This window comes from Chryseobacterium sp. SIMBA_029, assembly GCF_046535275.1.
In the GTDB taxonomy this organism is placed as follows: domain Bacteria; phylum Bacteroidota; class Bacteroidia; order Flavobacteriales; family Weeksellaceae; genus Chryseobacterium.
Window position 1 is genome coordinate 75126 of the sequence record NZ_JAWRXA010000004.1, and the last position, 14424, is coordinate 89549.

Sequence of the window (14424 nt, forward strand, 5' to 3'; positions counted from 1 at the left end):
ATTGATATTTCACATTTCACATTTAAACTGTTAATAATCCGAAATAATCCGGGTTGGAAATTTAACGACGAAGCCAATTGAGCCTTCACAATTAACATCCCTTTCCTACATTTAATAAATTTCTGAGAAAAGGCATTGACCATCAATTCAAAAATCACTAATTTTGCACGTTATTTTAAATAGATACAATGCAATTATCAGAACAAGAAATCATTAGACGAGAAAAGCTGACCAAGCTTGGAGAAATGGGAATAAATGCATTCCCTGCGGATGAGTATACAATCACAGACACTACTGAGTCTATAAAACAGGATTTCTCTGAAAATAAACAGGTGAAGATCGCTGGTAGATTGATGTCCCGTAGAATTCAAGGGAAGGCTTCTTTTGCTGAATTGCAGGATTCTACAGGTAAAATTCAGGTATATTTCAACAGAGATGAGATCTGTACAGGAGAAGATAAAACGTTATACAATGAGGTGTATAAGCATCTTTTAGATATCGGAGATATTATTGGAATTGAAGGGGATTTATTCACAACACAAGTTGGAGAAAAAACAGTGTTGGTTAAAAATTTCACCCTGCTTACAAAAGCATTACGTCCCCTTCCTCAGGCAAAGACGGATGAAAATGGAGTAGTGCATGATGCCTTTAACGATGCTGAACTAAGATACAGACAGCGTTATGTAGATTTAACGGTAAACCCTCATATCAAAGAAATTTTCGTGAAAAGAACAAAATTGTTCAACGCGATGAGAACTTTCTTTAATACTGCAGGGTATTTTGAGGTGGAAACACCTATTCTACAGTCAATTCCAGGAGGAGCAGCGGCAAGACCATTTATAACGCATCATAATGCGTTGGATATTCCATTATATTTAAGAATTGCCAACGAATTATATCTGAAAAGATTGATCGTAGGAGGTTTTGACGGAGTATATGAGTTCTCTAAAAATTTCAGAAATGAAGGAATGGACAGAACCCATAACCCGGAATTTACCGCCATGGAAATTTATGTGGCTTATAAAGACTACAACTGGATGATGGATTTTACTGAAAAGTTATTGGAATTCTGTGCAACTCAGGTGAACGGAAATGCTGAATCTACTTTCGGGGAACATCAGATCAGCTGGAAAGCACCATATCCAAGAGTTTCTATGACAGAAGCTATCCAGAAATTTACAGGTTTTGATATCACTGGAAAAACTGAACAGGAATTGTTTGATTTTGCCAAGTCAATCGGAATTGAAGTGAATGAAACCATGGGTAAAGGAAAACTGATAGATGAGATCTTCGGTGAAAAATGTGAAGGAAACTTCATTCAACCGACTTTCATTACGGATTATCCGATCGAAATGTCACCTTTAACTAAAAAACATAGAAGCAAAGAGGGGCTTACTGAGCGTTTTGAATTAATGGTTTGTGGAAAAGAAATCGCAAATGCGTATTCAGAGCTTAATGATCCGATCGATCAGAGAGAGCGTTTTGAGGAGCAGTTGAAACTGGCTGAAAAAGGAGATGATGAAGCAGGACAGTTTATCGATGAAGATTTCCTTAGAGCGTTGGAGTACGGAATGCCGCCAACATCAGGATTAGGAATTGGAATGGACAGATTAATTATGTTCCTTACCAATAATGCATCCATCCAGGAAGTATTATTCTTCCCTCAGATGAGACCGGAAAAAGCAGTGGCTCAAATCGAATTGGGAGAGGATGAAAAAGCAATCCTTGACATTTTAAAATCAGGTGAGCAGCTTTCTTTAAATGACGTTAAAACAGCGAGTAAACTTTCAGGAAAGAAATGGGATAAAGCTTCTAAAACTTTAACTAAGAATAATTTGGTGAAAGTGGAGAAGATTGATGATATTCTTATGATTAAGCTAACATAAAATAAAAAATATCTAGACAAAAAAAGCGAACTTAATGTTCGCTTTTTTTGTCTAGATATTTGAGGATTAACTTAGAATGATCTTTAATAAAAATATAAGCTTTAATAAGAAATATTTATCTATTAGCATTTTAGTATATCAATACATAAATTTCCTAACGTTATATTCTAATTTACAAGTAATGAGTTTTATAGAAGCCAATACTGATGTATTTCATATAAATGATAGAATTATCAATTGTTTATAATATTGAGTGGGGATAACTCACATAATAACCAAACGTCCAATGCAGCAATTTCTAAAAAATCGACTAAAATTAAACTTTTAGAAAATAAAAAAAGTTAAAAATATAGATTACTCATTGATATTTTTTTTTAATTGGATAATTAGTTGTTTTAAACAGTTTTTATTAGTGTGGAAATGAAATTTAATGTGAAATAAAGAAAAGTCGTTAAGGGGGAAATTGGGTTAGAGATCGTTTTATGATAAAACTACCATAATGTTTTGAAAAGAAATACTATATTTATGCAAATTTTCTAGAGAGGATAAAAAACAAACTTTATGAAACTACTTTATCTTTTTATTTTCCTTTTAGTAATTAGTATTAAAAGTCAATTTTATGTAACTTCTGATCCAAATTATATTGGAGGCCCTACTGGTTGGGAGACATTTCCATATCTATTTACACCAAATGGAAATACTCTATTGTCAACTGGAGGGTTAAATCTGAAAAAAAAAACTCAGGACGGAAGCTATGACTTGAGTTTTGGAGTTAATGGATCCATTCCGATTCCGGTGGCCAATTTTGAACCTGGAAAAACTCTTGTTGCTAATGATCAAAATATTTATATATTTTGGAATCTATCGTCCCCAAATCTAGGTCGTACTATAAATAAATATGATTCAAATGGAGTTTTGGACTTGTCTTACGGTATTAATGGTACTGTGACAATAAATTATCCAATTGAAAAAGCATTTATTGATAATAATTCAAATTTGTATCTTCAAGATTTATCAGGTAAAATAAAGAAACTGCTGTCTAATGGGCAAACTGATAACAATTTTAACTTTAATACTGCTACTTCAATTATAAGACTCTCTAATAATTATTTATACATAGGTAATGTTGCTGGAAGCTCCAGACTTGATTTTAATGGTAACATAGATACAACATATGGTAATCCAACTGCGCTTTTAGGAACATTCTATTTGAATAAAAATACTGACGAAATTATTACTTTTTCTATTGATAGCGTTTCATCTACAATGACAATTAAGAAGTATACTTCTAATGGGTTAATCGATACTAATTTTGGAATAAATGGAGTAAAAACTATAACAGAATTTATAAAGCCAAGTTTTTATACTGCTGATTTTGATTCAGATGGAAACATCGTTTTTTTTGGAGGAAAAATGATTGATGGTAGTCCTGGAAATTATCCTGATATGAAAATTATTATGAGACTAAAGTCTAATGGTGCTGAAGATTATACTTTTAATAATAATTCTTTCTACTATACGAAAGATAATACCGGATTTATAATTGATGCTAAAATAGTACCAGGAAATAAGTTTCTGATTATAAATAAATATCGATATACAATGGGATCATATAAAACATATTTGTCAAGGTATATTAGAACCGCAGTGCTAAGTACATCAGAAATAGATAAAGCAGGGAAATTATCTATTTATCCTAATCCGGTTCAGGATGAATTCAATATACAATTATATAATAATGAAAAGTTGGAGTCAGTAGAAATTTTTGATATGGTGGGAAGATCAATAGTAAAAACATTTGTTTTGAAAAATAACGTAGCCAATCTTACAAAAGGAACTTATCTGTTGCTAATAAAGACAAACAAAAAAAGCTATCAGACAAAGTTCATTAAAGATTAATTTGTAGACTTGATATCATTGGCTAACAATTATAATATTTAATCTTAAAAAGAAACTGATGTAGAATTCTACATCAGTTTCTTTTATTTAGAAGTTATGAAACTTTAAAAATTATTTATTATTATTTTTTTAATTTACTGAAAGAAAACATCAGGTAAAAGAGAAAAGGCAATATAAACAGCGATCCCAGCATCAAAGCCCAACCGAGTGCTGAAATTGTTTTCGGGGCAGCAATGTGTTCCAGCAATGAAAGGTGCTGTCCGTTTCCTAATAGGATGATATCCGGATTGTGCTGATAGGTTGCAGCGACTAATATCATAATCACCTGGAAGCCTGCCAGTGCACGTACCGGGAGTAATTTTCGGTTTTTCATTGCACGGAAAATTAATCCTAAAGCAACCGTAGCAAAAGAAATAGCCATAATACCCAATGGTTTTGAAAAGACCCAAGTTACCAAAGGAATACCAGATAAATACGCTGTTAAAAATACCAATACTCCTGTTAAGACTACGAAGATCATGGTCTGTTTAGATTTTTTGATCATTAAGGTTAGATCTAGCTTATCGCGGGTTTCTCTTAATGAAAAAATTGATGCCAGATAAGCACAAAGGGCAACTGTAAATAAGCCTACGGCAACACCAAACCAATTCAGCCAGCTGAAAATATACAGGTCTAAAAATGTTTTAGCATCCGGGTTGATAGACTGAGAAACAGTAGCTGCAGCAATGAGCCCTAAGAAAAAAGGCGTTAACAGACTTGCGTAGTAAAAGATTTGGGTATATAAAATCTGCCATTCGTCTTTCACGGCGTCGTAATGCCTGAAAGTAAAAGCGGTTCCTCTTGCGATGATTCCCAAAAGCATCAGAACTAGAGGAATATGAAGATAGGTCGACATTGTCGTGTAAATTTCCGGAAATCCTACAAAAAGAATAACAATGGCAATAATCAGCCACATATGATTCGCTTCCCAAACGGGTGCAATAGATTCATACATAATTTCTTTTGTTTTGGGACGCGCCTTTTTAGAAGTAAAAAGTTCAACAATTCCCGCTCCGAAATCAGCTCCGCCTAAAATAAGATAAAGACACATGGAAAGCCAAAGAAAGCCTATAACAACGTAAATCATAATTCTTTGTTTTTAGTTTTAAACTGAATATCGGTAGGGTCGTAAAGTTTTGGGACCATCTTGATCTGTCTTCTCAAAAGGAAAATAATGATCAATGATAAAGAAACAAATATAGCTGTGAAAAAGTAGAAGGAATACTGAATTCCCGGCATCGGGGTAACTGCATCTATAGTCCTCATGACACCGTAAATAATCCAGGGCTGTCGTCCGACTTCCGTTACCGTCCAGCCTGCTTCCAGTGCAATATATCCAAAAGGAGTCGCGAAAAAAAATGTTTTTAGAAGCCAGTTTTTAGAAAGCCATTCTTTCCTGAAGAAAAAAGCATATAAATAAACACTTCCGATGCATATCATCACAACACCAAAGAAGATCATAATTTGAAAAGAATAGTGTACTACGGCAACAGGAGGCCATTCATCTCTTGGGAAGTCATTCAGACCTTTTACTTCAGCATTGAAATCATTACTTACCAAGAAGCTTAATACTTTTGGAATCTTAACCGCATATTTTACCTCTCCTTTTGATTCATCAGGAATACCACCAAGAATAAAAGGAGCACCTTTTTCAGTTTCAAAATGGGCTTCCATCGCAGCAAGTTTAATAGGTTGTCTTTTTGCAACAGATTTAGCGGCTACATCTCCGCTTAAGGGCGCTCCGAATGCACCAATCAATGCAAAGCCTGCTGCTATTTTAAAAGCTTTAGTATGGAATTCCACATTCTTTCTACGCATTATTAAATAGGCGTGAACTCCGGCTACTACAAATCCTGTAGCACAAAATGCAGCAACAGTCATATGGAGCGCCTGTGGAAACCAGGCTTCATTAAACATAGCCTTAATAGGATCTATATTGACGTATTGTCCATTAATATAATCAAACCCTGAAGGTGAATTCATCCATGCGTTGGCAGCAACCACCAAAATTCCTGAAGCCAGTCCGCTTAATCCTACAAGAAATCCACAGAACCAATGAAACCATTTGTTAAATTTATCCCAGCCATACAGGAAAAAACCTATTGCAATGGCTTCAATAAAGAAAGCCGTACCTTCTAAAGAGAATGGCATTCCGAAAATAGGTCCAGCATGTTTCATAAATCCCGGCCAGAGAAGTCCAAGTTCAAAGGAAAGCATGGTGCCTGAAACGGCTCCGGTAGCAAAAAGGATGGCTACACCTTTGCTCCAGGCTTTTGTAAGGCCTTTATATACTTCGTTATTGGTTTTAAGGTATTTCCAGTGGGCAAAAGCCATTAAGAAGGGCATCACCATTCCTACGCAGGCGAAAATAATGTGGAAGCCAAGAGATATAGCCATCTGCGCACGCGCTGCAATGAAATCATCCATAATATCAATTTTTGGGTACATAAATTTACATATAAAATACGGATGTATAATATGATTTAATACAGTTGCTGTTTGGGAAATAGATGATAATTTAGATGCTTTTGCGCGTTAAACTTGTTGCTTTGTACCGGAGATCAGATTCTTTTATAGTGTCTTATGAACTTTGCAATTTAAATGAAAAGATAGTATGCTGTGAAGATTCGAAAAATTGATTGAAAAGAAATAAAGGATAAGATTATCTTTTAAAGTGATAAAAAATTGATTCTGAAAAGTATAAAGTTCGTTGGTAAAAGAACCATCAATAATCATACTGGCCAAAGTCTGTTTTTTTATATTTAAAACAATACTTTTTTGACACATTTTAACTTTCATAAGTCGAAAAAAATCACGATATTTGTAGGTCTTTGCATTAGGCAAATTTATTAATTTTATATGAGTCAAAAACAATATACAGCTAGTAGTATCCAGGCATTAGAAGGCATGGAACACGTTCGATTAAGACCATCTATGTACATTGGTGATGTAGGAGTAAGAGGTCTTCATCATTTGGTTTATGAGGTAGTAGATAACTCTATTGATGAGGCTTTGGCAGGGTATTGCGATACCATTTTGGTAACTATCCATGAAGGAGAAAGTATTTCTGTAAAAGATAACGGTAGAGGGATTCCTGTAGATTTTCACGAAAAAGAACAAAAATCCGCTTTAGAGGTTGTAATGACCAAAATTGGAGCGGGAGGAAAATTTGATAAAGATTCTTACAAAGTATCCGGAGGTCTTCACGGAGTTGGGGTATCGTGTGTGAATGCACTTTCCACTCTATTGGTGGCTACAGTAAGCCTTAACGGTAAATTATATCAACAAAAATATTCAGAAGGAAAAGCACTTGCAGATGTTGCTGAAATAGGAACTACCGACGAAAGAGGAACAGAAGTTTTCTTCCAGCCGGACAGTACAATCTTTCAGGAAACAGTTTACAATTATGATACTCTTGCAACAAGATTACGTGAACTGGCTTTCCTTAATAAAGGAATTACAATAACCCTTGTTGATGAGAGAAACCCTAACGAAGACGGATCATTTCCTGCGGAAGTTTTCCATTCTGAAGGAGGATTAAAAGAGTTCGTTGAATATATCGATGGAAACAGAGAGTCTATCATGGAGAATGTGATCTTCATGGAAGCAGAAAGAGATGATATTCCTGTAGAAGTTGCCATGCGTTATAATACTTCATTCAGTGAAAATCTTCACTCTTATGTAAACAATATCAATACTCATGAAGGAGGAACTCACTTAGCAGGTTTCAGACGTGCTTTGACGAGAACCTTGAAGAAATATGCAGATGATTTAGGGATTCCCCAGAAAGAGAAGGTGGAAATTACTGGTGATGACTTCCGTGAAGGATTAACAGCGGTGATTTCTGTAAAAGTAATGGAACCTCAGTTTGAAGGTCAGACGAAAACGAAACTAGGAAACTCTGAAGTTTCGGGAGCTGTTGACAAAATTGTAGGAGAAATGCTTACCAACTTTTTGGAAGAAAATCCTAATGAAGCAAAAATTATTGTTCAAAAAGTAGTTTTAGCAGCAAAAGCAAGACAGGCAGCGAAGAAGGCTCGTGAAATGGTTCAGAGAAAATCACCAATGGGTGGTTCCGGACTTCCTGGAAAATTATCTGACTGTTCATCAAAAAGTCCTGAAGAATCTGAATTGTTCCTTGTGGAGGGAGATTCCGCAGGTGGAACAGCAAAGCAGGGTAGAGACAGACATTTCCAGGCAATTCTTCCTTTGAGAGGTAAGATTTTGAATGTTGAAAAGTCTATGCTTCATAAAGTGTATGATAACGAAGAGATCAAAAATATTTATACTGCTCTTGGTGTTTCTGTAGGAACAGAAGAAGACAGCAAAGCATTGAATATGGCTAAACTAAGATATCACAAAGTGGTTATCATGACCGATGCTGATATCGATGGATCTCACATTTCTACATTGATTCTTACGTTCTTCTTTAGATTTATGAAAGAGCTTATTGAAAACGGATATATTTATATTGCACAACCTCCTTTATACCTATTAAAGAAAGGTAACAAAAAAGTATATGCCTATAACGAAAAAGAACGTGAGCAGTTTACTCTGGAATTATCTCCTGATGGTAAAGGTGTTGAGGTACAGCGTTATAAAGGTCTTGGGGAAATGAACCCTGAACAGCTTTGGGAAACAACTCTAAACCCTGAACATAGAATTCTAAAGCAGGTAACCATTGACAATGCGGTAGAAGCCGACAGTGTTTTCTCTATGCTAATGGGAGATGAAGTTCCGCCAAGAAGAGAATTTATCGAGAAAAATGCTAAATATGCTAAGATTGATGCATAATTAATCTGGGAATAAATACATAAAGGCTTCAGCAATGAAGCCTTTTTTTGTGCAAAAAAAATAATTTTAACATTTGTTAAGATTTTACTATTTTTGCCTAATTTTAAATAACTATGATGAAAATACTTTGTATTGGAGCTTTCTCCATAGCTTCGATATACTACGCACAGACCTTCCCGGCTGCTGCTATTCCTGAAAATTTAAAGAAAAACGCTGATGCTGTTATCCGAAGGGATTTTACGACCGTACAAATTAATAAAATTGATGAAATAAAATATCAGTACAATACCGTAACGACAGTTCTTAATAAAGATGGCGTGTCAAAAGCTGCGGTCTATATTCCTTATGAAAAAGGAGACAATATATCTGATGTTAAAATTACAATCTATGATGAGTCTGGTAAAAAGGTGAAATCTTTTTCTAAATCAGACCTGGCAGATTTTGCGAATAATCCCCAGGGAGCTTTTTATTCAGATAATCGGATATTAGCTTTATCATTTACTCCGGCCCAATATCCGTATACAGTCGATTTTTCTTATCAGATTACGAATAAAAATACCATCTTTATTCCTGATTTTGTTCCGTTTACTTCTACAAATGTATCCTTAGAGGAAGCTCAGTTTAAAATCATTAATACATCGGGAATCAATCTTAAAACAAAAACATACCCGTCAAAATATGAATATGCGTCAGTAACAGAAAGTGGTGGGGCTTTAGATAAAACATATGCATATAAAAATATTCCTGCTATTGAAGACCTTCAGTTATTGCCGCAGCCTGTCAAAATATTACCTAAAGTAAGTTTTGCTCTGACGCAGTTCAACCTTGAAGGGAAAGAAGGAAGTATCAATAACTGGTCAGATTTCGGTTCATGGTATTACAAAAGTATTTTACAGCCGGTTTCTTTATCAACACCTGCTATAAAAGCAGAAGTGGCTGCTCTTAATCTTCAGGGAACGACCGAAGAAAAGGTAAAAAAGGTATATCAGTATATGCAGACAAAAACCAGATATATTTTTGTAGCCTTAGGAATTGGAGGCTGGCAGCCGATGCTGCCTGACGAAGTTCAGAGAAAAGGCTATGGGGATTGTAAAGGGCTTACCAATTATATGAAAACACTGTTGGATGAAGCGGGAATACCTTCTTATTACTGTGTGATTAACTCCAGCCCGTCGCAAATTTCTTTTGATCCGGAATTTCCAAAGATGGGTGGGAATCATGTTATTTTAATGGTGCCTGCTGAAAAAGCAAATATCTGGCTTGAAAATACCTCCCAACAGGTAGCATTTAATCACTTAAATTATACAACGACAGACAGAAATGTACTTTCTATTAAACAGAATGGGATTGATATTATTAATACCCCGGTATATTCGGCAGAGCAAAATAAAGAAAGACAACTACTTAAAGTAAAAGTTAATGAAGATAATAGTATAACTGGTGAAGGTCATTTTTCCTATACTGGAAGTCAATATGATTATAGTTTAGGGTTAACTAATTTAACCGCTAAGGAAAGAAATGAAGCTCTAAAAAGTCAGTTAGATGTTTTGAACTGTGAGAAGATTGAAATGAAAAATTTCATCAATGACAGAGATCAGGCGCAGACTGTTTATGATGTAGATTTTAAAGCCAATAACTTTTCTAAAAACACAGGAAACAGCCTTATTTTTAGAGCAGTTCCTATCTATTCAAATCCTATTTATAAAACAAATGAAAATAGAAAGCTGCCTTTCGAAATAGGACAATCATTTGAAGACGAATTTGAAATTAATTTTACCATTCCGCAGAATTACAAAATTGACGAGGTTCCTGACGATGTTACTGTTAATTCTGAATTCGGGAGCTACACTTTACATTTTATTAAAAATGAAAAACAGATCAAAGTGCTTAGAAAAATCCACGTTAATAAAGGATTATACCCGAAAGAAAAGTACAATGATTATGTAAGCTTTAGAAAAAAGACCATTAATATTGATAATTCCAAAATTTTAATTACAAAAATATAACGATGAAAAAAATACTATTACTCCTTTTGGGATCTGCAAGTCTGGTCTTAGTACATGCCCAGAAACAGGAATTTCTGAATCCTCCCAAATTCAACGACACCGATTTATCAAAACAGAAATCTGTTCTAGATGAGAATACACCCGCTGAAATTCTGTACAGATCGGTTCATTTTATGATTGATGCTACAACAGGGAACCTGTATAAAACATATTTTTACAGAGTAAAGATTTATAACAAAGATAAAGCTGAAGATTGGTTGAATCTCGAGATCCCTTTATATCAGAGTGGAAACAATCATGAAACATTAAATAAAATAAAAGCACTGACTTATAATCTGGAAAATGGTATAGCAAATCCTGTTAAAGTCGAAAAAAGCTCAAAATACAAAAGCAAAGAAAGTAAATACGTAACCGTTACTAAATTTGCCTATCCTAATGTAAAAGACGGTTCTATTCTGGAATATCAATATGAAGTTGTATCTCCCTTTCTGTTTTCAATTCCAGAAATAGTTATAGAATCTGATACACCAGCTTTGTATACCGAGTATATTTTAGATACTCCCTCTTATATCGCCTATAATGTAAATTATACAGGATCTCTTTCTCCTAAATATAGGATGGTAGAAGAGACAAATTTATATGGGACTAGCTATAGAACGTATCGATTTGGATATGAAAACCTAAAAGGATATAAAACTGAAAAATTTGTACGAAATGATAGAAACTACAGAACAAAGATAAGTGCTGAACTTCATTCCACAAATTTTAAGGAAATTAAGCTTTACTCATCCTCTTGGGAGCAGGTGATGAAAAGGCTGTATGAGGATGAAGACTTTGGAGGTGAATTGAAAAGATCTAAAATTGCACGTGAAATCTTGCCAGCTGGGATCTCAGACCTAAAAAATGATACAGATAAAGCTGATCTCATTCTTAAATATGTCCAGAAAAATTTTACATGGAACAAGGATAAAGGTATTTATACAGAAGATGGAATTAAAAAATTGATTGAAACTAAAACAGGAAATGCTGCAGAAATCAATCTTCTTTTAGTTATGATGCTTCGTGAAGCTGGGTTAAAAGCCGATCCTCTTATTATTTCTACAGTAGAAAACGGGTTGATCAATCTGGGATCACCCAACGTTTCTAATATGAATTTCGTGTTGGCGGCTATAGAAACAAAAGACGGCTTCCATATTTATGATGCTACTGCAAAACAATCTTCTATAGATGAACTTCCTCCCAGAGACTGGAACCAATTTGGTATTCTATTGTCCAAAGACAAAGTAAAACAAATCCAGATGGTTAATGCAAAACCAAGCTTTACTTATCTTACTGCCGAGGCAAAAATAAATGAAGATGGAAGTATTTCAGGAATGTATACCGATAAAGATACCGGTTCATTTGCCATGTTTGCTAAAGAAAGTTATGATGAAAATGCAGAAAAATATAAAAAGCAATACAAAGAAAATTACGCAATAGATTTTACAGAGATTGATTCTAAAGTTCTGGAAAATGGTGAATTTGAAAGCAAAATGAAATTTTCTGCAGACAACCTGATTGATAAGATTGGAAAAAAAATGATCATCAATCCAATGCTATTTTTAAATAAAAATTCTAACGAATTTGATCAGACAGAAGCCAGAAAATATCCTATAGATTTTTTATCGCCTTATACAAAAGTAAAGAAGATAATTCTTGAGATTCCGGAAGGCTATAGCATAGAAGAAATGCCTAAAAATAAAAGAATTGTAACTGAAGATAAAGAGATAGAATACAGTTATGCGGTAGAACAAAAAGGAAATAAGCTGGAAGTAACTTCAACAACGAAAATCGCCAGCCCTGATTATCCTAAAGAATATTATCCCGCATTTAAAAAGATATGGGAAACCGCTTCTAAAAATGAAAACCAGGTAATAAGCCTTATTAAAAAATAACTTTTTGATATAAAGCACAGCCTTATTTACATTAAAACAAAATATTTTTAAAAACCATTCATCTTTTGAATGGTTTTTGCATATTTATAAAAAATAGTAATTATGAAAAATACGACTGCCATCCTGGCGCTTTCCTCCTTCTTTATTTTTTCAGCATGTAAAAAAGCTGAAAATACTAAATCTGCAAATACTGCACAAACCGAGCAGATTGCACAGCCTGAGAAATTTGAAGTAGACTCTGTTAAAGTAGATGATTCCATTAAAATAGGTAAATTCTTAAGTCTGAGATATACCTCTAAGCTCCTTGTTTTTCCTGGATTAAAAGACCAAAAGCTTTTGGACAGCATTTATTTGAATAATAAGGGAAGCAGAGACTTTTCTAAAAAAGGTTTGCAGGCTTATCTGGAAAATGAGAAGAAGCAATATTTCACTTCCACGGAGCAGGATACTAAAGACTTTATTTCTGATATCACCAATGCCCAAACCTGGTATACAGATTCTGATATGAAGCTGGTTTCCAATACCAATGGTTATATGCATATACAATATTCCTCAAATGCGTATATCGGGGGTGCTCATGATGAATATGGATATACAGAAAGAGTTTTTGATCTTAAAAATAATAGAAAATTGGAGCTTAAAGACATCACTACCATTCCTAGAAGTAAGCTTGAGCCTATTTTAATGAAGAATATTAATACGGTACCAAGTGGAACTACCGATGAAAAAGGTGAAGTGAAAAATTCAGAGATGCTTTTGGTTGATGTAATTCCTGTTTCAAATAATTTTTACTTTGACGATAAAAACCTGTATTTTCATTACAGTCCATACGAGATTACAGCTTTTGCCGCAGGAGATATTATCATTCCTGTTTCCTGGGTGGATTTAAAAGGTACTTTAACTCCGGAATTTAAAGAAAGAATGAAAATTAAGTAAATTATTGTTTTCCAATTACAGAAGCATTTTCTATTTTTGCGGTGATGGAAAAAGTAGCTTTTATTATTAATCCTTTTTCAGCTAAAAAGAATTATCAGCCATTTCTCAATGAATTGAGAAAGAAGGTTCAGGATCCCCTGTACTATATCTCAGAATCTATTCAGGGAACAGACGATTTTATCCAAAAACAGTTTGACAAGATTGATATTTTTGTAGCAATAGGAGGCGATGGAACTATTTCTACTGTGGCAAAAAATCTCATAAGTACAGATAAAATCCTGGCAATTTTTCCGGCAGGCTCAGGAAACGGATTTTCCAATGAAACGAAGTTTAGCAAAAATCTGGACGAACTACTCGGAAAACTGACGGCTAAAAAATCAAGGAAGATTGATACATTTACAGTCAATGGAAGGCTGTCTATCAATGTTTCAGGGACAGGATTTGATGGTAAAGTGGTCAAAGAATTTGAAAAAACAGACCGTGGATTCAAAAATTATATTAAGGTTTCCCTTAAAACTTTCTTTAATTACAAACCTATAAAGGTGAAATTTTCCGATGAACAGTATCAGAAGTACAATGGAAGATATCTTATGCTGAATATTGCAAACACCCGCCAATTTGGAAACAATGCGTACATCGCACCCAATGCAAGCAAAAGTGATGGACTGGTAGATATGGTACTGGTGAAAAAATTTCCATTATCCTATTCCGCTCTTTTTGCCTACAGGATGTTTACCAAAAAACTGAAAGACGATGATTATGTAACGTATCTTCCTGTTTCAGAAATAGAATTTAAGGTCAATACCAAAAATTGGCATCTTGATGGTGAGTTTAATAAAATAAAATCACCTATTCACGTAAAAGTATCACCTGCGAGCTTAAATATTCTTATATAATAGCTTACAATTTTAAAATAATAAACCCCGGTTT

The 14424-nt window shown here is 34.2% G+C and carries 9 protein-coding genes; 7 read left to right on the plus strand and 2 right to left on the minus strand.

Features of this window, described 5'->3' with window-relative positions; translation table 11 throughout:
* The first annotated feature begins 188 nt into the window (after nt 1-188).
* Both lysS and SB679_RS08140 read left to right on the plus strand, forming a co-directional pair.
* Nucleotides 189-1886, plus strand: a complete 1698-nt coding sequence (gene lysS, locus SB679_RS08135; protein ID WP_410701762.1) for a lysine--tRNA ligase — start codon at nt 189-191, stop codon at nt 1884-1886.
* A gap of 561 nt (nt 1887-2447) precedes the next feature.
* On the plus strand, nt 2448-3785 hold the full coding sequence (locus SB679_RS08140) for a T9SS type A sorting domain-containing protein (protein WP_410701763.1): 1338 nt from the start codon (nt 2448-2450) through the stop codon (nt 3783-3785).
* A 121-nt stretch (nt 3786-3906) separates the two neighbouring features.
* Here the strand turns inward: SB679_RS08140 and SB679_RS08145 are convergent, their stop codons facing one another.
* The gene (locus SB679_RS08145; RefSeq protein WP_410701764.1) at nt 3907-4911 is read right to left on the minus strand and encodes a cytochrome d ubiquinol oxidase subunit II; all 1005 of its coding nucleotides are present in this window, start codon (nt 4909-4911) and stop codon (nt 3907-3909) included.
* Complete coding sequence (locus tag SB679_RS08150; RefSeq protein ID WP_410701765.1) at nt 4908-6251, minus strand: cytochrome ubiquinol oxidase subunit I; 1344 nt, start codon at nt 6249-6251, stop codon at nt 4908-4910. Before SB679_RS08150 ends, SB679_RS08145 begins: the two co-directional genes overlap by 4 nt.
* 432 nt (nt 6252-6683) lie before the next feature.
* Here SB679_RS08150 and gyrB point away from each other — a divergent pair, with 432 nt between their 5' ends.
* The 5 genes from gyrB (at nt 6684) to SB679_RS08175 (ending at nt 14390) form a co-directional block, all read left to right on the plus strand.
* Entirely contained in the window at nt 6684-8618 is a 1935-nt protein-coding gene (gyrB, locus tag SB679_RS08155) for a DNA topoisomerase (ATP-hydrolyzing) subunit B (protein WP_410701766.1), read from the plus strand.
* 113 nt (nt 8619-8731) lie between these two features.
* Complete coding sequence (locus SB679_RS08160) at nt 8732-10624, plus strand: DUF3857 domain-containing protein (RefSeq protein ID WP_410701767.1); 1893 nt, start codon at nt 8732-8734, stop codon at nt 10622-10624.
* Between the two features lie 2 nt (nt 10625-10626).
* A complete protein-coding gene (locus tag SB679_RS08165; RefSeq protein WP_410701768.1) occupies nt 10627-12558 on the plus strand; it encodes a transglutaminase domain-containing protein in 1932 nt (643 codons plus the stop codon).
* Nucleotides 12559-12660: 102 nt separating this feature from the next.
* On the plus strand, nt 12661-13494 hold the full coding sequence (locus SB679_RS08170; protein WP_410701769.1) for an RsiV family protein: 834 nt from the start codon (nt 12661-12663) through the stop codon (nt 13492-13494).
* Nucleotides 13495-13538: 44 nt separating this feature from the next.
* Entirely contained in the window at nt 13539-14390 is an 852-nt protein-coding gene (locus SB679_RS08175) for a diacylglycerol/lipid kinase family protein (protein ID WP_410701770.1), read from the plus strand.
* Nucleotides 14391-14424 lie beyond the last annotated feature (34 nt).